Source organism: Nakamurella panacisegetis, assembly GCF_900104535.1.
Lineage (GTDB): Bacteria > Actinomycetota > Actinomycetes > Mycobacteriales > Nakamurellaceae > Nakamurella > Nakamurella panacisegetis.
On sequence record NZ_LT629710.1, the window covers coordinates 3,861,691 to 3,881,446 of the forward strand.

18 protein-coding genes, 3 pseudogenes and 2 other annotated features are annotated in these 19,756 nt (G+C 65.8%); of the genes and pseudogenes, 10 read left to right on the forward strand and 11 right to left on the reverse strand.

Annotated features, from left to right (window positions below; translation table 11 throughout):
• Nucleotides 1-256 precede the first annotated feature (256 nt).
• Nucleotides 257-1,060 carry a DeoR/GlpR family DNA-binding transcription regulator gene (locus BLS97_RS17400; RefSeq protein WP_090482525.1) on the forward strand — a complete coding sequence of 268 codons (804 nt, stop codon included), beginning with the start codon at nucleotides 257-259 and terminating at the stop codon, nucleotides 1,058-1,060.
• Here the strand turns inward: BLS97_RS17400 and BLS97_RS17405 are convergent.
• Together BLS97_RS17405 and BLS97_RS23935 are read right to left on the reverse strand one after the other, a co-directional pair.
• Complete coding sequence (locus tag BLS97_RS17405; protein ID WP_331710777.1) at nucleotides 954-2,009, reverse strand: IS3 family transposase; 1,056 nt, start codon at nucleotides 2,007-2,009, stop codon at nucleotides 954-956. The genes BLS97_RS17400 and BLS97_RS17405 overlap by 107 nt on opposite strands.
• Nucleotides 1,845-1,976 (reverse strand) — a sequence feature (AL1L pseudoknot). Its footprint overlaps the gene before it by 132 nt.
• Nucleotides 1,931-2,275 (reverse strand): transposase, encoded by a 345-nt coding sequence (locus tag BLS97_RS23935; protein ID WP_231988163.1) that lies wholly within the window; start codon nucleotides 2,273-2,275, stop codon nucleotides 1,931-1,933. The genes BLS97_RS17405 and BLS97_RS23935 overlap by 79 nt, the downstream gene beginning before the upstream one ends.
• Before the next feature lie 255 nt (nucleotides 2,276-2,530).
• On the opposite strand from BLS97_RS23935, the gene BLS97_RS22995 reads away from it, so the two are divergent.
• The 3 genes from BLS97_RS22995 (at nucleotide 2,531) to BLS97_RS17415 (ending at nucleotide 4,291) form a co-directional block, all read left to right on the forward strand.
• Nucleotides 2,531-2,701 carry a hypothetical protein gene (locus tag BLS97_RS22995; protein ID WP_157695490.1) on the forward strand — a complete coding sequence of 57 codons (171 nt, stop codon included), beginning with the start codon at nucleotides 2,531-2,533 and terminating at the stop codon, nucleotides 2,699-2,701.
• A 321-nt stretch (nucleotides 2,702-3,022) separates the two neighbouring features.
• A complete protein-coding gene (locus tag BLS97_RS17410) occupies nucleotides 3,023-3,280 on the forward strand; it encodes a DUF2188 domain-containing protein (protein WP_090478258.1) in 258 nt (85 codons plus the stop codon).
• Nucleotides 3,281-3,526: 246 nt separating this feature from the next.
• The gene (locus BLS97_RS17415) at nucleotides 3,527-4,291 is read left to right on the forward strand and encodes a DUF4386 domain-containing protein (RefSeq protein ID WP_157695491.1); all 765 of its coding nucleotides are present in this window, start codon (nucleotides 3,527-3,529) and stop codon (nucleotides 4,289-4,291) included.
• Between the two features lie 196 nt (nucleotides 4,292-4,487).
• Here BLS97_RS17415 and BLS97_RS17420 read toward each other — a convergent pair whose 3' ends face one another.
• Entirely contained in the window at nucleotides 4,488-4,874 is a 387-nt protein-coding gene (locus BLS97_RS17420; protein ID WP_090478264.1) for an EAL domain-containing protein, read from the reverse strand.
• A 1,501-nt stretch (nucleotides 4,875-6,375) separates the two neighbouring features.
• Between BLS97_RS17420 and BLS97_RS17430 the strand changes: the two genes are divergently transcribed.
• Entirely contained in the window at nucleotides 6,376-6,918 is a 543-nt protein-coding gene (locus BLS97_RS17430; RefSeq protein ID WP_090478270.1) for a hypothetical protein, read from the forward strand.
• Between the two features lie 833 nt (nucleotides 6,919-7,751).
• On the opposite strand, the gene BLS97_RS17435 is transcribed toward BLS97_RS17430, so the two are convergent.
• Together BLS97_RS17435 and BLS97_RS17440 are read right to left on the reverse strand one after the other, a co-directional pair.
• The gene (locus BLS97_RS17435; RefSeq protein WP_090478274.1) at nucleotides 7,752-8,486 is read right to left on the reverse strand and encodes a GAF and ANTAR domain-containing protein; all 735 of its coding nucleotides are present in this window, start codon (nucleotides 8,484-8,486) and stop codon (nucleotides 7,752-7,754) included.
• A 247-nt stretch (nucleotides 8,487-8,733) separates the two neighbouring features.
• The gene (locus tag BLS97_RS17440) at nucleotides 8,734-9,375 is read right to left on the reverse strand and encodes a maleylpyruvate isomerase family mycothiol-dependent enzyme (RefSeq protein WP_269457454.1); all 642 of its coding nucleotides are present in this window, start codon (nucleotides 9,373-9,375) and stop codon (nucleotides 8,734-8,736) included.
• Between the two features lie 176 nt (nucleotides 9,376-9,551).
• On the opposite strand from BLS97_RS17440, the pseudogene BLS97_RS24560 reads away from it, so the two are divergent.
• Nucleotides 9,552-9,842 (forward strand): annotated as a pseudogene (locus BLS97_RS24560) (ATPase); the annotation flags it as partial.
• Nucleotides 9,843-9,902: 60 nt separating this feature from the next.
• On the opposite strand, the pseudogene BLS97_RS17445 reads toward BLS97_RS24560, so the two are convergent.
• The 4 genes and pseudogenes from BLS97_RS17445 to BLS97_RS17460 form a co-directional block, all read right to left on the reverse strand.
• Nucleotides 9,903-11,630 (reverse strand): annotated as a pseudogene (locus tag BLS97_RS17445) (putative bifunctional diguanylate cyclase/phosphodiesterase); the annotation flags it as partial.
• Nucleotides 11,631-12,879, reverse strand: a pseudogene (locus BLS97_RS17450) (IS3 family transposase).
• Nucleotides 12,467-12,595: a sequence feature (AL1L pseudoknot), on the reverse strand. (Overlaps the previous pseudogene by 129 nt.)
• Nucleotides 12,843-13,349 (reverse strand): PAS domain-containing protein, encoded by a 507-nt coding sequence (locus BLS97_RS17455; RefSeq protein WP_157695492.1) that lies wholly within the window; start codon nucleotides 13,347-13,349, stop codon nucleotides 12,843-12,845. The pseudogene BLS97_RS17450 and the gene BLS97_RS17455 overlap by 37 nt, the downstream one beginning before the upstream one ends.
• Nucleotides 13,350-13,566: 217 nt before the next feature.
• Nucleotides 13,567-14,541 carry a DDE-type integrase/transposase/recombinase gene (locus BLS97_RS17460; RefSeq protein ID WP_172832296.1) on the reverse strand — a complete coding sequence of 325 codons (975 nt, stop codon included), beginning with the start codon at nucleotides 14,539-14,541 and terminating at the stop codon, nucleotides 13,567-13,569.
• Between the two features lie 369 nt (nucleotides 14,542-14,910).
• Here BLS97_RS17460 and BLS97_RS17465 point away from each other — a divergent pair, with 369 nt between their 5' ends.
• Both BLS97_RS17465 and BLS97_RS17470 read left to right on the forward strand, forming a co-directional pair.
• Nucleotides 14,911-15,783, forward strand: coding sequence for an AI-2E family transporter (locus BLS97_RS17465; protein ID WP_231988164.1), 873 nt, complete (start codon nucleotides 14,911-14,913; stop codon nucleotides 15,781-15,783).
• Nucleotides 15,773-16,120, forward strand: a complete 348-nt coding sequence (locus BLS97_RS17470; RefSeq protein WP_157695493.1) for a hypothetical protein — start codon at nucleotides 15,773-15,775, stop codon at nucleotides 16,118-16,120. Before BLS97_RS17465 ends, BLS97_RS17470 begins: the two co-directional genes overlap by 11 nt.
• A gap of 97 nt (nucleotides 16,121-16,217) precedes the next feature.
• Here BLS97_RS17470 and BLS97_RS17475 read toward each other — a convergent pair whose 3' ends face one another.
• Both BLS97_RS17475 and BLS97_RS17480 read right to left on the reverse strand, forming a co-directional pair.
• Nucleotides 16,218-17,813, reverse strand: a complete 1,596-nt coding sequence (locus BLS97_RS17475; protein WP_157695494.1) for a serine/threonine-protein kinase — start codon at nucleotides 17,811-17,813, stop codon at nucleotides 16,218-16,220.
• 348 nt (nucleotides 17,814-18,161) lie between these two features.
• Nucleotides 18,162-18,347, reverse strand: a complete 186-nt coding sequence (locus tag BLS97_RS17480) for a CsbD family protein (RefSeq protein ID WP_090478298.1) — start codon at nucleotides 18,345-18,347, stop codon at nucleotides 18,162-18,164.
• A gap of 283 nt (nucleotides 18,348-18,630) precedes the next feature.
• Here BLS97_RS17480 and BLS97_RS17485 point away from each other — a divergent pair, with 283 nt between their 5' ends.
• Nucleotides 18,631-18,810: a hypothetical protein gene (locus tag BLS97_RS17485; RefSeq protein WP_090478301.1), complete on the forward strand. Its 180-nt coding sequence runs from the start codon at nucleotides 18,631-18,633 to the stop codon at nucleotides 18,808-18,810.
• A gap of 87 nt (nucleotides 18,811-18,897) precedes the next feature.
• A complete protein-coding gene (locus tag BLS97_RS17490; RefSeq protein ID WP_090478304.1) occupies nucleotides 18,898-19,710 on the forward strand; it encodes a DUF2382 domain-containing protein in 813 nt (270 codons plus the stop codon).
• Nucleotides 19,711-19,756: the final 46 nt, after the last annotated feature.

Genomic DNA, 19,756 nt, shown 5'->3' on the forward strand with positions numbered 1-19,756 from the left:
GGCCGACCGACCCCATCCCTGGGCCCGCTGCACGGCCGGCAGAAAGGCCCAAGCGGTTGTGGTTAAGAGTGTTCCTACCTGACGCCGGCGCTGAGCGGGCGGGTAGCGATCGGGCATGAAACGCTCGAATCGGGCAGGAAACGGGTGATCAGGCGTGCCTATACGCATTCGACTCGCCCGGATGGCCGCCGCATCCTGGACAGGACATGGCAACGGGCCGGCCTAAGGGCTCGCGCAATCCCGAAAGGTGGCCAGCGTGGGCAACTCACCGAACGCGCAGCGGAGGCGGGAGATCATCGCGTTCGCACGCGAGCACGGCCAGGTCCAGGTCACGGACTTGGCCGCCCGGCTCGGGGTGGCGACGGAGACGATCCGGCGGGACCTGACCGTGCTGGAGCAGGACGGACTGGTCCGCCGGATACACGGCGCGGCGTATCCGCTGGACGGGGCCGGATTCGAGAGCACGTTGGCGTATCGGTCCTCCCACATGGTTCCAGAGAAGCGCCGGATCGCTGCGGCCGTTATGGAACGGATCGGGGAGGTCCAGTCGGTGTACATCGACGAGGGGTACACCCCGCAGTTGGTCGCCGAGCTGCTCGCGAACTCGCGGCGCCCGTTGACGGTGGTGACCCCGTCGCTGCCGGTCGCCGCCGCGCTGTCCGCGGCCGAGGGGATCACCATCATGCTCGGCGGCAACGTCCGCGGACGAACCCTGGGCACGGTCGGGCATTGGGTGATCGAGATGCTTTCTGCGCTGGTGGTGGATCTCGCGATCATGGGTACCAACGGCATCTCCCCTGAACGCGGGTTGACCACACCGGAACCGACCATCTCCGCGATCAAGCGCAAGGTCATGGATGTTTCCCGGCGCCGGTTGCTGGTCGGCGTCCACGTCAAGTTCGGGGTCGACAGCTTCGCCCGCTTCGCCGACGTCGGTGAGTTCGACGCATTGGTCACCGACCGCGGACTCCGCTCGGTCGATGTGAACCGCACTGGGTCTGATGGAGGCTCGAGCTATTGGATTCCGGCCAGGGGTTGGTCGGTCCGTTTCGTAGCGTAGAACGTGGCTTCGTACTCTGCTGGTGGTAGATCGCCGAGGTAGCGTGCAGCCGGGCCGTGTTGTGCCAGTGCACCCAGCCCAGGGTCGCCAACTCGACATCTTCGACGGTCCGCCACGGTCCGGGTCGTCCGGGTCCGTAGATCAACTCGGCCTTGTAGTAACCGTTCACGGTCTCGGCCAACGCATTGTCGAACGAGTCCCCGACAGTCCCGATCGACGGGGTGGCACCGATCTCGGCCAGCCGCTCGCCGTACCGGATGGATGTAAATTGACTGCCGGCGTCGCTGTGACAGCGCAACCCGTCGATCCGGGTGCCGCGGCTCCACCGGGCCATCTCGATCGCATCCAGGACCATCTCGGTCCGCATATGGCCCGCGACCCGCCACCCCACGATCATCCGCGAATACACATCGACCAGGAAACACACGTAGGCGACGCCGGACCACGTCGGGACATACGTCAGGTCGGTCACCCACAGCTGGTTCGGTTCCTTCGCGGTGAAGTTCCGTTTCACCAGGTCCGGGTGCCGCGGCGCCCCGGGTCCGGGCGGGTCGTGCGGATCTGCCGGCCGCGGCGGACACCCTGGATCCCGGCTGCGCGCATCAGCCGGGCAACCTGGTCCCGACCGATGTCGTGCCCCGGCCCGACGGGCGGCCTTCCACAGTTTCCGAGCGCCGTAGACCCGATAGTTGCCCTGCCACAGGGCGCGCAGCTGCGGGATCAGCTGCTCGTCCCGCTGTTGGCGCGCTGAGGGCGGCCGGGTCTTGGCGGCGTAGTAGCTGCTCGGAGCGATCGTCACCTCGGCGCTGGCCAGCGTGGTGATGATCGGCTCGACTCCGAACTCGGCGCGGTTGGCGTCGATGAACGCGACTACTTCTTGTGTTGGCGGTCGAGCTCCGCCCCGAAGAAACTGGCTGCCCGCTTCAGAATCTCGTTGGCGCGCTTTAATTCTCGGTTCTCCTGCTCCAGCTCGGCGATCCGGCTCGCCTCGCTGGTCGACACTCCCGGCTTGCGTCCGTCGTCGATGTCGGCCTGCCGCACCCAGGACCGCACCGACTCAGCGCCGTAACCGAGCTGCCGCGCGACCCGGTGCACGGTCCCTTGATCGGTGCCCAGTTCGGAGCGCAACTGCCGGACCAGCCGGACCGCCTGCTCCTTCTCCGCAGGCGCATACCGACGGGTGGTCGGCTTGCCCGGTGAAACCTCAGATCCCATGACTCCATCCTCGTTCCCAAGGTCAAGAGTCTCCACCGGAGCCAGTGCGGTTCACCCACACCCACCAACCGGTGGGCTGTGAGATCGAACCATCAACCCCAAGGCTCTAGCACTGCCCGGCCTACAAAACGGGGACCTGCCAGGATCGCTTCGTTCATGTAGTCGGCCATGTCACCACAGTATCGAACATATGTTCGTGTTTGTTAACGTGCAGATGGAGGGACGAAGGTTCCGGGCCCACGGCTTACCAGCTGAGTGAACCGATCCGTTGCCGCGGCCTCGGGTGACGGGCGATACCTGTATGTGCAGACCGGGGCGGCTGGTCTGGTGGACGAATTCGCCATCAACTCGGGCGGATCACTGACCCGGATCGGCACGGTGGCGGTTCGCGGCGCCACGGACGGTGAGGGGATCGCTACCCGATGACACACAACTCCGGGTCCACCGGATCCGTTCGAAGCGCCCGGATTCCGGGGTGCCGTGCGTCAGTGCAGATCACCCGACACCCCCCAGACTCGCCGTTTGATGGCAGGGCGTGGGGATCGGGGGCCCTGGCCCCGTCGGTGGCACGACGGGATCGGACCACAGGGCGGGTTCGCTGTGGGCCGGTCGCCCCCGGATCCGGCCCAGGGGGCCTCATGGTCTTGTTACGGTCCCAGCCGCCCGGGGTCGATGGATGGTGGCGCGCAACGACGGCGGCGGCCTATGACCACGATTTGGGACCTTCGTCCCTAGCTGGGGGGATGAGTGGATGCCTATCTTCTGGTGATGCCATGGTTCTATCGGGTGATCGAGCTGGATGACGGTACCTGGGCCTGCCGGCACGGGCACACCATCTTCGACACTCATGCCAAGCTGGCGCCGGCGATCACTCATATCGAAGAGTTGGCGCACGCTGCTGGCCCAGCCCGGCTGTTCCTGCATCGGCTCACTGGAGAAGTTGTGGAGTTGGCCGACCCGCAGCCGCTGTTGTCGTCGTATCCGGGAACCCACCCGGTGCGCTGAGACGAGCGGTCTGCCGCGTCGGGGCCCGGGCCACGAGGATGCTGGGCGCGGGGGGAGGTAGTCCGGTGAAGGCCGAGGCGCCGCCGTCGGGATCGGCAAGGTGCGCCATTCTCCCGAATGGCGTGTCCTTCGGGTCGCTCTGCAGGCGCCGCCGGCCAGCACGGCAACAACCCGAGGTCGCACGCGGACGGTGCGGACCAGACGCAGCGCGTCCCGCTGCCACCGGCGACCGCGGCTGGTGTCCTGTTGATCGTGGCGACGGGTTCGAGCCTGTCGAGTGCACCGCTCTTGGCGCCGCTGGGTGCCTCGGATTACCTCACGCAGATCGCGGCGCACAGCACGCAGGGGGCGGCGTGCGCGCTGCTGGCCTCAGTCGCCGCGCTCACTGCCCCGGCGGTTGCCGTCGCGTTCTACCTGGTGGTTCGGCGGGGTGGCGAGGCCCTCGCTGCGGGCGCGGTCGCGTTCCGCATCGTGGAGGGCATGTACTACCTCGGGAGCGCGATGTTGGTGCTCTCGCTGGTGACCCTGAGCCGTGACGATGCCGGAGTGGGCGGCGATCCCGCGCAGTCTCAGTACCGCACAGTCGGGGACACCGTCCTATCGGCGTATCGAGTGTTGGGCAACGTGGCGCTGCTGCTGGCGTTCTCCGTCGGCGGATCGCTGTACTACCTGGTTCTCTACCAGGCGCGTCTCGTGCCGAGGTGGCTGTCGGTGTGGGGCATTGTCGGCGAGGTCGCCTTGGCCGTAGCGGCGGTGCTGGTGATGCTGCGGGTGATTGCCGCGGAGTCCGGTCCGCAGTTCGCGTTGGCCGCTCCGATCGGTGTGCAGGAGATGGTGCTCGCGATCTGGCTGATCGCCAGGGGTTTCGCGTTTCCCCCTTGCCCGCGCCTGACGGGCATCACACGCAGGCAGCGCCGCCCGGTGGAGGGGACGTGTCGTCGGAAGGTCGGTTGGTGTCTCAGGAGGGGTCAGATTGACCAGCGCCCTTGGCCGCCCACGACGAGCTGTTGATCAGTCCAAGTGTGTACCGCAGGCCCGGCACACGGATGCATCACGGGGACCGTTGGCCTCGGGCACTGGCTCGGGAAGCATAGGTGCGACACCGCGGTTTGGGGAGGCGATCCCGGCAGGCCCATGCAATTTTGGGACGCTCTGGGGTGGGCCGCGCGGTGGAGCGACGCCGAGGCTGCGCCGACGACAGGGGACATCACGTGTCAGCGCGGACGCCGTTCGTCGTGGCGCAGACCAGGAGGCACTGGGCGATCGCACCGGGTGGATCTCGGACCGGGACAGCCCGGCCGAAGAGCAAACCCTGGGCCTGATCGCAGCCCATGACCCGAAGTGCAGAGTATTGCTCTTGTGTTTCGACGCCTTCGGCCACGCAGATAGCGCCGACGGCGTGGGCGAGACCGATGACGCAGACGACGATTGCGTCATCGCTGGCATGCAGGCCGGCATGCAGGCCGAGTCCGGCGGCCAACTGGCGGTCTCCTTTGCGCGATGACGGATAGCGTTTCAGCTTCAGCAGCGAGCTGTATCCGGTTCCGAAGTCGTCGATCGCGACCAGGACCCCCAGTGCGGTGATCTGGCCCAGTACCGCGTGCGGCTTCGGCGTCCTCCAGGACGTCCGATTCGGTCACCTCGACGCATTAGGCGGTGCGCGGGCTTGGCGACGTCAACAAGGGGCTGGCCCTTGCGCTCGATGAGTGCAAGGGCCAGCTGGCGGCAAACCCGGGGGGGAGGTCTGCCGCGGAACGCAGGGTCAAGCGGGGGCAGGACCCTGCGCCGCCTGAGTTTAGCCGAGGATCTCGGGTGATCAAGTGTCCTAGATTTAGTCGGGTCGTCACTGCGTTTGGGGTTGCGGCGATTTGGCCTCGAGTCTAGGGCAAGATTGACCCGCCCGAGGTTGATGACTCGCCGGTAACGGCCGATCCGTTCAGCTCGGAGCTACGCGCCGAGAGCGCTGCGGAGGGCAACATGGTGGCCCCGTCCCGGGATGGTCTGCGCGTCTGGGGCGAGTTCGACCCCAACATTCGATAGTCTGGGCCTATAGGCCAGACCGGGCACCGGGGGCACGTTGCTGATCCCCGGCCTCGGGAACCTCCGAGTACTCCGGGAACGGTGCTGTCCTTGTGCCGACTGGTCGCCGACGGGCGGGCCGTGCTCGCACCGTCGCCGAGATCCTGACCTGACGGCTGTGGCCGGCATGCTGACCCAGATGTGACTGGACGGGGCGCTGCGGGTCGATCCCCACTGGGCCCGGAACCTGATGGCTCGGGTCGTGATCCTGCACCGAGTGCGCGGCGCTCCGCCTCCTGATCTGCAGGTTCGCCCAGTGGATTCTCGGCCCCGTGTTTCGGACTGCCCGGTTCGGCAACTGTCCGGCTCTGGTCAGGGGGTTTGATCCAGGGTCCCGGCGGTCCGCGACATGGACGCCGATGTGTTGGATCAACGGACGGATTGACCTTTTGGATACTGGATGAGCTGGGCGTGCGATCGACGACAGGGGGTAACGTGCACTGATGAGAAGCGTTCCCTTGCAAGTGATTTGATCCCGCTCTGGTTCCCCGGGGGTGGGGGCGCCTGCAGGCCGCTGCGGCCCAACGCTGCTGCAGTCGCGCTCGAACCGTTACGGGGCTGTCCTGCTCTCCTGATCGAATAGCGCAACTGCGGAAAACGTGATCCACTACTGACCCGGTAGTAGAGTATGTGCATCCCGCAGTGGCTGAGTGGTCAGGAGAGTTGATGGTGTTCATCGAGTCGCATCCGGTGGCTCGCGGTCGATCTTTCGGCGCGATCGCGCCCTTCACCCGGACGAGGTATGTGCCGGAGGACGACCCGGGCCAGGCCTCTCCCGTGCGGCGGGGCGGCCGCGCCGGGCTGCTCGCATGTGTCGGACATCGCGACCGCGCGGAGGTTCGGTTCACCGGGGAGGACGGGGACCAGCAGAATCCGCGGCGTGTGGCGGTCCGTCTCGACGATGGCCTCCGGCACCGGGACGAGTCGATAGCCCTCGTTGGCCCGGTGACTGGAGCCACGCGGATCGACCAGGACGGAGTCATAGATGTCAGCGCTTCGACCTCCAGGGGCGTGCAGTGACCGCGCTGAAGTCTCTGTGGGCGTCGGTGCAGGGCGATCCGATCCTCATGCGCCGGGTGAACGGCTGGCTCACCTTGTTCTGGATCGCGATGATTCCGGTCTCTATGATTATGGGGTGGCTCTCAAGCGTCGTCTATGTTTCGGCCCTGTCCTTGTGGGCGCTGGTTTCCGGCCATTGGTCCGCCTGGCAGGCCGCGCGTGTGGAGGTCAATCAACAGCGAGCCGAGCAGGAAGCGGCCGAGACGGACCTGCCGGGGGATGTCGCCGATGAGGTCATCGCCCGTACTGGCCTCGCGGATGCATCCTCGTTGGACGACCGATCGTCAGGGTCCCTCGTCGCCGGCACTGCTGAGCGCGCGCCGATGGTCGTCGCCGAAGCCCGCGACCTGCTGATGGGCCGCTGCCATGTGGACGAAGGGCAAGCCATTTCTTACCTGCAAATCGCTGCCGCTCTCTCCAAGCGGAGTCTGGAGTGCGCCGCCGAGGACGTTCTACGAGGGCCCCGTGCGATGCCTAATAGACAGATCCCACCGGCTTGATTGAGACCGATGCCAGCGTGCTTTACGCGCCAGGGTCAACCTACCCGGCACTGATGCCGCCGGGCCCAGTCGATTTCCGGCCAGCACCGAAATCCGGGTGCGCCACTGGTGTGTGCCGATCCCCGTGAGATCTGATGTTAATGCTGTGATGGGCAATCGATTTTCGGTCGCGCCCGGTTGACCCGGTAAGCGGAGAGGTCGCGAGAAGTACTCGACTTCCTCCGGCTGGATCTTTCCGTTTTTTTGCGCGATCGGCGCGAGCTATCATCAACGGCCGATCGAGCCAGCCGATCCTTCATTCGAGGGTGGAGCGTAGTTATGAGCACGTCGAGGACTACCCGGGTTCAACGTCACGACTGCACGGTACGTTCTAATCGACGTTCCGCGCGCGGTATTACCAGGACAACCCGGAAGAATGGAGCTGAGCGGGTTGCCTCCGCGACCTGCTGATGCCCTAAAATATCGATCCTCGTCAGCCTGAGGAACGAGCGCCGAGAGTGGGTCAGAGGTCATGTTCGAATCGGCGACGGCTGGGCGTCCATCCCGAGCGTGCTGGCCGGTGTGACTCGAGGGCCCGGTGCGGCCGGGTGAGGTTTTCGCTGTGGTTGAACGCTTGGCCGGTCACAAGACCACCACGCAGCCCTCCGATCGCCTGCACCCGGCACAGTGGGCGGCCGGGTGTGTTCGGCTCTCGCGCCTGTGAGTTTTCAACCGCGAGAGCCTGGAGTCTCGGCGATTCCGGAATCGTCTAGGCCCTGACCGTCAGGATGCCCGTTCAGCGGCGATCTCAACCGCGGGGCGGTAGGTGGTCGTGGCCCCGAGTTGGGCGCCGCTCAGTTTGGGTTCGGGAAGTGGCCAGTCGAGGACAGGTCCTCGCACAGGGTGCGCAGTTTCACGTTGGTGTGCGAGGACGCCTTGACCAGCATGGTGAACGCTACGTCCGGAGTGACCTTGAACCGCTCCATCAGGATGCCTTTGGCCTGGCCGATGATGTCGCGGCTGGACAGGGCGGCCGTCATGTTCGCAGTGAGCCGCGCACCTGACAGGGCGATGGCGGCGTGGGCACCGAAGATCCGCGCCAGGCTGTTGGACTCGTCGTCAAATGCGTCGCTGACGGTGGAAATCAACGTCAGGACGCCGATGGTGTGTCGTTCGACGATCATGGGTGTGGACGAGATCGACGCGATTCCGGCTGCGCCGGCCGGTCGGGAGAATTGCGGCCACCTGGACTCAGTGGCGACGTTGCCGACGGAGATCTGCCGGCCGGTGTCGATCGCCTCCAGGCAAGGACCCTGACCGGCCGCATTCTGCAGGTTCAGCACGACGTCCGGCAGACCGTCTCCCAGGATGACTTGGGGGTCGATCCGTCCAGGGCGCATCGGTATCAACACTGCCGCGAATTGCGCACCGGGGATCAACCTGACCGCACCTTGGGTGATGTGGACCAGAGTGTCGTCCACATCGCGTTCTTCATCGCTGAACGACAGCGCGTACCGGGCCACTTCACCGGCGAATCCTGGTCGCCTGCCGTGTGCGGCGTCGGGCTGGTTGGAAGCAATGTCGGACAACGGGCTACCTCGCGTCGCACCACCTGGCGCCGGCGGCTTGTTGGACCGGCCATCGATACCCTACCGACCGATGAACAGGTCCGACATGTCGAGTTTGTTAACGGTGGATTCTCACACGTCACGCCATGCGGGTGGCCGGACTCAACGGATGCCCGATTTCGGGGAGTGATCGGTCATCGCGGTGGACGTTCGACCCCGTCCCGGCGGGGATCGATGGGCCTGGGATGAACGGCGGGGGTTTGAGCCTTCAGTCCGAGGTATGTGGGGCCATCCTGGCCGACAGAAGCGTCACGCCTTCACCTGTGAGATCGGCTATCGCTACGGAGCGGCCGGTCATTGCCTGCACCAGGGACAGGATCGGACCCTGTACCTTCGGGCCGATGCCGTGCGTCCAGTCGGTGTCGGTGGCGATCAGTTGGACGCCGTTGATCCGGCGCTTCGATCCGATGAGCAGGTTGGAGTTCTTGTAGAAGTCGGCTACCTGACGTGTGGTGGCGACCGGGGGGACATATGTCAGACCCAGTGGCCGCCGGATGTCGGCGCCGTGCACGACCATCTCGCCGACCCAGGAATCGACCGGTCCGGGCGGGGCAGTGGTGTCGGTGATGTGCCGGGTCAGTTCGGCCAGGGTATCCGCGGGCGTGCCTGCCGACTGCTTCGCTACGTCGGCGGCCACCATTTTGTCGAACCGAAAGCCGGAGACGGCAAGTTTGGTGAAGAATTTCGGCGGTGTCTGCTTGGTTAGGGCAACAATGTGACCGAGCATCTGGTGGATGGTCCAGTCCGGGCACAACGATGTCGTTCGCCACTGTTCCGGCGTCAGCGTCCGCAGGTCGTTGACCAACTGGCGGCGTTCGGCGTGAATGAGATCCCATGTTGGATTCGCCATTGTGATGTGCTCCGATTTCAGTGGGTCTCGGCGGCCAGGAGTCGGTCGACGAGGAACAGCGGACCAGTCGGGTGTGGGCTCCGCTTATGGTCCTCCGGTGGCCCGGGTCCGGTCGAACTCGCCCGCTGGGTCCAGGCACGGGAATCATAGTGCCGAGTGGGGTTTCGAGCGCGACTGTGCTGCGGTCGGTGACTGTTCCGCTCACTCAGGCGCAAGCCTTCGCGCTGTTCACCGAGCGGTTCGGCGAGTTCAAGCCTCCCGAGCACAACCTGCTGGTGGCGCCGATCGCCGAGACGGTGCTCGAGCCTCGGGCAGGTGGCGCGATCATTGACCCGGGCACCGATGGAAGCGCGTGCCGGTGGGCGCGGGTGCTCGTGTTCGATCGGCCGGACAAGCTCGTGTTCAGTTGGTATATCGGGCCGACGTGGCAGATCGAGACAGACCTCGATCGGACGAGCGAGGTCGAGGCTGTACCCGGTTCCGAAATCGTCGAAGGCCACGGACACGTTGAGCTCGCCCAACCGCGCCAGAACCGTGGCGGCCGCCTCGGTGTCACTCATCAGAACCCCCTCGGTCAGCTCGAGGGTTAGCTGACCGAGAGGCCATCCGGCGAGCCGGGCGGCGTCGATCACCATCTGCAGCAATTTTGCGCCTTCGAAGCTTTGTGCGCTCAGGTTCACGGACAGCTTGAGGTGTGCCCCCGCGCTGCGTTCTCTCAGCTCGGTCATGTCGGTGCAGGCCCTTGCCAGGACACACTCGTCCAGGCGTTCAGCCAGTCCGATGGAGTGGGCGATCGCCACAATCTCGGGTGGCGATATTGGGCCCAGTTCGGGATGCACCCAGCGCAGCAGGGCTTCCACCCCGACGACGTGACCGTCGGTCAGGTCCACGATTGGCTGGTAACCCAACGTCAACTCGTCGCAGTCCAGCGCCCTGCGCACCGCGTTCGCGACCTGCAGCCGCCGCCCGGTGTCCATGTCACCGGCCGGATCATGGACATGCACGCGACCACGCCCGCGCGCTTTCGCCCGGCGCAGGGCATCATCAGCCGACCTGAGCAGGCATGACGACGACAACCCTGGGCCCACCGCGACACCCACGCTGGCGTCCACGTACACAGTGACGCCGAACGCGGCCATCGGTTCGAGCAGCGTCTTGCGCAGGTGCTCTGCCAGTGCGAGGGCCCCCTCGGCACGGATCCCCTCGGCGACGACCAAGAACTCGTCGCCACCGGTGCGGGTGACGTTGTCTCCCGGCCGAGCCGCGCTGCTCAGCCGATGCGCTACCTCCGCCAGCATCGCATCCCCAAACTCGTGCCCGTGCACGTCGTTGATTAGCTTGAAACCGTCCACGTTGATGGATAGCACCGCGACACCAGGCCGGTTCGGAGTCAACTCCTGGCGCGAGAGCGCCATGGAGAGCCGGTCCGCGAGCAGTGCACGGTTGGGCAGGCCGGTGAGCGCATCATGCAGGGCAAGGTGCCGCAGCTCGGTCTCCAGAAGTCTCGCGTCCGTGACGTCGGAGATCATGGCCAGCGAACCGGCGGCGCCGTCCGCATCGAGCGAGAGAGGGGAAGCCACTATTTGGAAGATCCGGTTGCGGCCGTCCGGATGTGGGTAGGTCATTTCGAAGCGTTCGTGTCCTCTTGCTTCGCGCGATCGGACCTTTCGCCTCAACTCCTCCTTGGTTGTCCCGTCGACGAATGAGGTCAGCTTTTTACGGAAGAGCTGACTCCTTTTATGCCCGAGCATCTCGGCCGCCTTGTGGTTGGCGACCAGGATGCGAGACCCGCTGTCGAGCACGAGCACGCCCTCCTGGGCGGTCTCGACAATGGTGCGGTACCGACGCTCCGATGCAGTAAGCGCAGACCGTGCCTCCACCTCGTTGGTCACGTCACGGACATTGGCCACAAGACCCTCGACACCGGGGACGTCGATGCAGTTGGTCAGGGTCTCCTCGATCCAGCGCCACTCATCGTACGCGTTGGTGATCCGAAAGGTCATGCGCTCGACAGTGCCGGGCGAGGACAGGACCCGGGTCACGAACGACTCCGCACCGTGGAGGTCGTCCCTGTGGACCAGGCCCAAGCCCTCGACACCGACGAGCTGTTCCTGGGTGAAACTCAGCACGTCGACGACCGACGGTGAGATGAAGGTGATCTCGGTGTCAGGGTTGGCAATTAGCGCAACGTCGGAGGACCGGCGGCCCAGCACCGCGCTGAGGGAATCCTGAACCACCCCGGCATGTCCGGACACCTACGGGTTTGAGAGCGCAGCGGTTTGCTGGGCTCTGATTTGAGCGTAGTGGGCCTGCTCGAGTTCGACCGGTGGGAGGTCGCCGTTGTGCTCGTACAGGCGGCGGTGGTTGAACCAGTCGACCCATTCCAGGGTGGCGACTTCGACCTGCTCGACGGTCCGCCCGGGCCGCGGGGCTTGATCAGCTCGGTCTTGTAGAGCCCGTTGATCGTCTCGGCCAGAGCATTGTCGAAACTATCCCCGGTGCGACCAACGGAGGCGTCGATGCCGGCGTCGGCCAGCCGCTCGGTGAACGCCACAGACGTATATTGAGATCCGCGGTCGTTGTGGTGAATCAGCCCCGAAAGGTCCTGCACCCCTTCACGTTGCCGGGTCCAGATCGCGTGCTCGATGGCGTCCAGGACGAGTTGCGCGGTCATCGTGGTCGCCGATCGCCACCCCACGATCCGACGGGAGTAGGCATCGATCACGAACGCCACGTACACCCACCCGGACCACGTCGAAACATACGTGAAGTCGGCCACCCATAGGCGATCTGGCGCCTCCGGGTCGAAATGACGATCCACCAGATCACTGGCCCGTTGCGCTTGCGGGTCGGCGATAGTGGTGCGTTTGACCTTGCCCCGACGAGCCCCGACCAGACCGAGCCGGCGCATCAGCCGCTCCACCGTGCACCGGGCCACCGCGGTGCCTTCCCGGTTCAGCGTCAACCACACCTTCCGCGCCCCGTAGACGCCGTAGTTCTCCGCATGCACCGCACTGACCTGCGCGGACAGCGCCTCGTCCCGGACAGCGCGGGCGGAGGGCTGCTGGTGGGTGCGGTCGTAGTAGGTGGACGACGCGATCTTGCAGCCGTGCTCGGTGAGCACCCGGCAGATCGTCCCGACGCCGTATTCCGCCTTGTGCTGATCGATGTAGCTGATGATCACTTCTGTCGGCGGTCGAGCTCCGCCGCGAAAAAAGTTGACGCCGACTTCAATATCTCGTTGGCCCGCTTCAACTCTCGGTTCTCCGCCCGCAACTTCCGCAGCTCCTCCGCCGCCTCGGAGGACACCCCCGGCCGTTTGCCGGCATCGACCTCGGCGCGGCGGACCCAGTTCTGCACCGTCTGCGCAGTCCCGATCCCCAACTTCGCCGCGACCGACTCCACCGCCGCCCACTCCGACCCATGATCGGACCGGATCTCCGCCACCATCCGCACCGCCCGGTCCTTCAACTCGGCCGGGTACCGCTTCGACGTACTCGCCATGACTCCATCTTTCCTAACAAGAGGAGTGTCCGGACATGCCGGGGTGACTCATCCTGCGGCGTCAGCTGGGTCTGCAACCGTACCTCTGGGGTCACGCGCCGCACGGACGCACAGGTACCGACCGTCTCCCCGGTCGCGGCATCACGTATCGGACCCATGGACACCCAGACCTCGACGATCTGCCCGTCGCCGCGTCGCCGCTGCGCCGAGAAGGCCACCGCCCTACCCGTTCGGAGCACCTCGTCCAGCAGGTGCCGATGCTGCTCGATGTTCTCCTCCAGCGCCACGACGGCGATCGACCGCCGTACGAGTTCGGCCGGCGCCCATACCAGCACGTCGGAGGTGGCCGAACTGGCCCACGTCACGACCCCGTGAGCGTCAAGGAGCAGTAGTGCATCGGGCAACGCGTCCAGGCTCTCGACGAGCTGCGTGAGGTCGCGTTCCTTTGCACTGTCGGCGTCAGCAGACACCCGGACCCCCTTCCCCCACGGCCGCCGCCCCGGTTGGCCGCGACAGCACAGGAAACGTACCAGCCGAAACCGAATGCAAAAGCGATCAGAAGCGGCCCTCAGAGTTCCTCCGCCGTTCGATCGTGGACGGCTTGCGTGCCGGAGCCTCCAACTTAGAGCTTCCGGACCACGGGTGAAGGTGACAGGTGGGGTGTGCCATCGGTCGTGGTTGGTGAGTCTATTTGGCCGCGGATTTCTCGTTGAGCATCTGCCGTGGGGTCTGTCCTTTCATGTAGGCGCCGTGGTTGGGTCTGTGGTGGTTGTAGTCGTGCAGCGCCCGCTGCAGACCGGCGTCCAGGTCGGCGACCCGGTCGATGCGGGCGCGGTGGAAAAACGGCCGGTAGAACTCGTGCAGCAGGGTGCCCTGGACCCGTTCGCAGACGGCGTTGTGGTTCGGCGAGCGCGGCGGGATCCGGTGGTGGGTGACGCCGAGGTCGGCGGCGTGGTCGCGGAAGTCGCGGCCGGTGAACTCCGGACCGTTGTCGGTGAGGACGCCGGTGACGGGTACGCCGATCCGGTCGAACTCGACGATCAGATGATCCAGGAACGTCGCCGCGCCGGCGGCGGTCTTGTCGCCGACGATCAGCGAGGCGATGCTCCAGCGGGTGCAGATGTCGATCGTGGTGAACTGCCAGATCGTTCCCACACCTTTAAGTGTGCCCACGTAGAAGCTGTCCAACGCCACGTTCATCCCGGGCCGGGCCGCGGCCAGGCAAAACCCGAACGGCCCCTGCAGGGCGGCGTCGGTGACCTGCCCGTGCTCGGCGGCGGTGATCCAGGCCAGCGCAGCGACCCGCTGCCGGCGGGCACCGAGCTGGTGGCGGTGCAGGACCTTCTGGACCCCGGAAGCCGAGCGCTGCACGTCCTGGTTGGCCAGGTGGCGCAGCAGCTGCCGCGCCCCCAGGGTCGGGTTCGCGATGGCCACGGCCAACACCGTGGACACCTCCTGGGCGGTCATCGCGTTAGGCATCACCGGCGGACGGCGGGTCTTGGGCAGCAACGCCGCCGTGCCGTACTTGGACGCCCTGCTGGCCCACCGGTAGTACGACTGCCGGGACACACCGGCCCGCCGGCACGCCTCCGCCACGCCCACCTTTCCGGCCTGGACGAGTACCTGGGTACGTCGATGGGAGATGATCTGTTCTGGGGTCACGGGTGTTCTCCTTCTGGTCACCGAAGCAACCGAAGGCTCTCACCCGTGACCCCGCCCAGCGGGGAACCTGTCACCTCAACCCGTGGTCAGGAAGGGCTAGAGGCCTCAGTCCGCCGGCCAGCCCCACGAAGTGGCCCTTGAAGGTCCGGTCGCAGAAGCCGAAGCGGTCGCTGCCGAAATCAGCACCCCCGAACAACCGATGGGTCGCATCGGCCGCCGGTTCAACCACAAGTCGCCGTTCTTCATCGGCATGAGTGCCGCCGCCGGCGTGGCCGTCACCTACGCTGGAATCCAGATGTTCCTCCTAGCGGGCGACACATCGTCCTCATCGGGCTGTCCCTGTTCCTGGCCATCGGCATGGAACCGGCCGTGTCCTGGCTGGTCGAGCACCGCTGGCCCCGATGGGCCGGTGTTGTCCTGATGCTCCTGTTGATTCTGTGCGTAGTCGGCGGCTTCCTCGCCGCCGCGATCCCACCACTGATCACCCAAAGGCAGCAGTTGATCGACAACGCCCCGACCTATTTGCAGCACGCCCAGGCCCACAACAGCTTCATCGGTCGGCTCAACAATCGATTCCACTTCATCGACAAACTGCGGGCCGCAGTTGCTGCGCCTCCATCAGTCAGCGTGGACGGGATCCTCGTCGCCGGCAAGGCAGTGTTCTCCGCATTGACCGACACGCTGATCGTGCTGGTCCTCACGGCCTACCTGCTCGCAGACATGCCAAGGATCCGGACCCTGGCCTATCGGATGGTCCCGCACACCCGTCGGCCCCGGGTCATCCTGATCGGCGACGAGATCCTGGCCAAGGTCGGCGTCTACGTACTGGGCAATCTGATCATCTCCGTCATCGCCGGCGGCCTGACGTTCGCCTGGCTGATGGCCTTCTCCGTGCCCTATGCGCTGCTGCTGTCGCTGATGGTCGCCCTGTTCGACCTCATCCCGGTCGCCGGCTCCACCATCGCCGGCGTCATCGTCGCAGCCGTTACGTTGACCGTCTCCGTACCATTGTGCGTGGACACGATCGCCTATTTCATCATCTACCGGCTGCTCGAGGACTACTACCTCATCCCGCGGATCATTGGAAGGGCCGTGAAAGTGCCTGCCCTGCTCACCATCGTCGCCGTGCTCGTCGGCGGCGCGCTGCTGGGCGTCATCGGCGCCCTGGTCGCCATCCCGGTCGCCGCCGCCGTGCTGCTCATCATCAGGGAGATACTCATCCCTCGCCTGGATGAAGCCTGAACCGGCCGGTGTGACGCCGGCAGTGCTCGCACTGAGCCGAAACGAAAGGAATCGCATGGTGTTTCAAGCTCCCGATCCGGTACCTGCCGGGCAGGCCTTCGATGTCATCGCAGTCAACGGCCGCACACCGCATGAACTTCCCGACTTCGTCGGCGAAGCCGCTTTCACCATTCAAGCAACTGGTCAGGACCGATTAGTCACCGGCTCCGGCAGCATCACCGGCTCAGTAGTCCGGTTCCACGAGAAAGACGTCGACCACGGCGGCAAAGACGTCCGCGTCTGGCTGATCAGCCCGACCGAGCCCCCAGGCCAATTCACGGCCCGCACCAGCCAGTAACCGGCTACCCCGGCGCTTTTCGAAGGGCCGCTGGCACAGGGGAGTGTCAACCGGCGAGCGAGCCGTATTTCCGCCCGGCTCGCTCGGGGGTGCCGGGCTACTTCTTGGGCTTCTTCGGTTTAGTCGTTGGTGCCGCAGTGGTACGTTTCGGCGCCTTGGTCGTCGGCGGCGTGCTCTTGGCGCTGCTTGGGGCGCTCGATGTGGTGGGCGTGGACTGCCGTGTCGAGGTGACCGGCGCCGGTGGGATCGGCTGGGTGGAAGTCACAGCCGGCGAAGCAGCAGGGTTGCTGGCCTGAGGCGTTGTCGGTGTCGCCGAGCTGCGCGTTGGCGAGTGCTCTCCCGAGGTCACCACCGCTACCTCCTGCACGCTGGTGGACCGGGCCGGCGGAACGGATTTTGGGGACGTGGGCCCGGCCGGTGAGATGGCCCGTTCGGTGCTGGGCCGTTTGGTGGTTGCCGGGGAGTGGGTCACCGCGGTTACCCGGCCCGGTAGGGATCCGGCAGTCGACGGGGTCCGGGTGGTGGCCCCGACGACCGTGGGGGTGCTGATCGGAGTGGTCGCGTCCGATTGCGCGATCATGAGACTGACGGCCACGATGGCTGCGGCTCCGGTCCCGCTGGCTAGGAGGAGGCCGGCGCGTCGGCGGTGGCGTCGCGCCGGGACCGTGTCGCCGGTGAGCATGAACGGGCTCAGCGAAGTGGACCACCCGGCGGTGGCGGCCTCCATCGACTCCGGCCCCTGGGCGGGCAGTGTGGACACCGGTGGATGATGACCGGCCGGGGTGGCCTCGAAGTGCTGCTGCAGGGTGTCGGCGACTTGGGCTGCGGTGGGCCGCCGGGCCGGGTTGCTGTCGGTCATCGCGGTCAGCAGTTTCGGCCACGGCGGTGTCAGGTCGTCGGGCACGACTGGGTCGCGCAGCAGCCGGGCCACCGCGGCTTCTACCGGTTGTCCGGGGAATTCTTTGGCGCCGGTGAGGCATTCCAGCAGCACCAAACCCAGCGAGTAGATGTCGGCCGACGGACCGACCTCGCTGCCGCGGGCCTGTTCCGGGCTGAAATAGGCGGCGGTGCCCATGACCTCCGCGCCGGTCGTCAGGCGGTTCTCGGCGGTGAGGATGCGGGCCAGCCCGAAATCGCCCAGCTTGATCTGACCCGAGTCGGCCACCAGGATGTTCGCTGGCTTGATGTCCCGGTGGACCAGATCACCGCTGTGGAGCATCGTCAGGACCGCCGCCAGGACAAACCCAAGGCGCGCGACTTCAGTCGTCGGCAGCGGACCACGGGACAGCAGGTCGGCCAAGGTCAATCCCGGCACGAGCTCCATGACCAGATACGTGTGGCCCGACGACGTCACTCCGGAAGCGGGAGTAACCAGTGCCTCAGTTCCGGAGCCACCGGCGATGCGCGCGTCGTGCACCGCGATCAGGTTCGGGTGATTGAGAGTCGCCAGCACCCGCATCTCGTTGCGCTGACGCACGACGGTGTTCAGATCGGTCAGCCGGGAATCGAAGACCTTCACCGCCACCGCCCGGCCCAGCAGCTCATCGGTCGCCCGATAAACCTCGGCGGTACCTCCGCGGCCCAGAAGCTCCTCCAGCCGGTACCGACCGTCAAGGACGGTCCCCTCCGATACGCCGGCCAAGGACGCCATCGGCCCAGGATGGGATTGCGTCGGTTCCAGCGGGTCACTCACCTTTACAGGGTAAACCGGCATTTCAACCATTCCTCTCGGTCACCTCGGTCGGCACCCACATCCCGCCTTATCTCGATCCGTTCGGCGCCTACCGCAGCACCCACTGAGGGCGTACCGCCAGGCCATCGTCGCCTGGCGTCCTTGCCCCACCCGTATCGGCGAATCTGCGGTTTGTGCACGGAGCGATCCTTGGCTGCGAATGAAATGGCGACGAGGTCGCTGGCTCTACGCCTCCTCGACGAAGGTCGCCCCCCGTTGCCGTGGATGGCATCGTGGGGCGACCTTTCCCGTGGTCACCGTTTAGTTGCGCCGAGTGTCCGGGTGTTCTGGTAGCGACCTGTGGTTGATTCAGCGGTCCAGTGCGTCATCGACGGCGCCCTTGGCCTTGTCGCCGGCCTGCTTGATGTTGGCCGAGGCCTGGTCGCCTTTCCTTTCGGCTTCGAGCTGCTCGTTGCCGGTGGCACGCCCGGCACCTTCCTTGACCTTCCCGCCGGCTTCCTCGGCGGTGTGCTTGATCTTGTCACCCATCGTCATCTCGAGACTCCTTTGTCTGGTGTGCTGGGTTGGACTGCGAACTAAAGACGCACCCGCGTCCCAGGGAAGTCGTTTCCCGACAAGGCCAGGAGCAAAACTCCGCGGGTTCGTATCGAGGGCAGGTAGGACGTACGGCGTGGACCTGCATCAAGAGTCTGCACCTGTCCGAAAATTTTACCCATGTCGCGGTTTAGGGCGTAAAACGGACGGGCATCAAGGGACGTACACGTTCGAGTGAGACCGACCACTCCGTCATCGACGGGATGCCAGACGGGAGAACCGAGTGAACATCAGCAAGGACCAGATCCTTCAGTTCCTGAAGGACACGGGACAGTCCGGGAAGGCCGACCAGGCTGCCGCCGAGCTTCCGGACCAGGTTGACACCGACCAGCACGCCGGCCTGCTGTCCAAGTTCGGGATTGACCCGAAGGAGCTGCTCGGCCAGTTCGGCAACCTGTTCTAACCCGCCATTCGGTTCTTCACCATTTTCCCAGCAGGACATTCCCAGTTCAACCATGCCCAAAGAGGGCGGACACAAAGGAGCATCACCATGACTTACGCACAGGGCCCGGAAGCCTACGTCGGCAAGACCGCCGTCGATCCGCAGGGCGACAAGATCGGCTCGGTCGGCGAGGTCTACGTCAACGACGAGTCCGGCCAACCGGACTGGATCACCGTCAACACCGGCCTGTTCGGCATGAAGGAGAACTTCGCACCGCTGCGCGGCTCCACCTTCGACGGCGACAACCTGGTGCTGCCGTTCGACAAGTCCGTCGTGAAGGATGCGCCGGACGTTCCGGACTCCTCGCATCTGGACCCCGACGAGCAGCAGTCCCTGTACTCCTACTACGGCCAATACCTCGGCGGCGCCGCCGGCACATACGCCGAAACCGGTACGAACAACGAATACGCGAGGGGCAACACCCGCGGCGCCCACGGCTACGACACGTCCGGCCCCACCACCGACGAGGCGATGACCCGTTCCGAGGAGCACCTCAATGTCGGCACCCAGCAGGTCGAGGCCGGCCGGGCCCGGCTCCGTAAGTACGTGGTGACCGAGCAGCAGACCGTCTCCGTCCCGGTCTCCCACGAGGAGGTCCGCATCGAGCGGGAGCCGATCACCGACGCCAGCCGCGGTGACGCCGTTGATGGCCCGGCCATCTCCGAGGAGGAACACGAAGTGGTGCTGCACGCCGAGCAGCCCGTTATCTCCACCGAGGCAGTCCCGGTCGAGCGGGTCAAGATCGGCACCGAGACGGTCACCGAGAACCAGAACGTCTCCGGTGAAGTCCGTAAGGAGCAGGTCGAGGTCGAAGACGGCACCACCACCGTCGACCCAGACGCCCGCACGCAGAACCGCTGACCCCCACCGCCCATCTCGTCCACCACCACCAGAGAGGGAACCCTGA

Excerpts from the sequence above, each read along its gene's own strand:
- BLS97_RS17490 (WP_090478304.1), top strand. The coding sequence starts at position 18,898 with ATGACTTACGCACAGGGCCCGGAAGCCTACGTCGGCAAGACCGCCGTC.
- BLS97_RS17440 (WP_269457454.1), bottom strand. The coding sequence starts at position 9,375 with ATGGCGAATCCAACATGGGATCTCATTCACGCCGAACGCCGCCAGTTG.
- BLS97_RS17480 (WP_090478298.1), bottom strand. The coding sequence starts at position 18,347 with ATGACGATGGGTGACAAGATCAAGCACACCGCCGAGGAAGCCGGCGGG.
- BLS97_RS23935 (WP_231988163.1), bottom strand. The coding sequence starts at position 2,275 with ATGGGATCTGAGGTTTCACCGGGCAAGCCGACCACCCGTCGGTATGCG.
- BLS97_RS17470 (WP_157695493.1), top strand. The coding sequence starts at position 15,773 with ATGAAGCCTGAACCGGCCGGTGTGACGCCGGCAGTGCTCGCACTGAGC.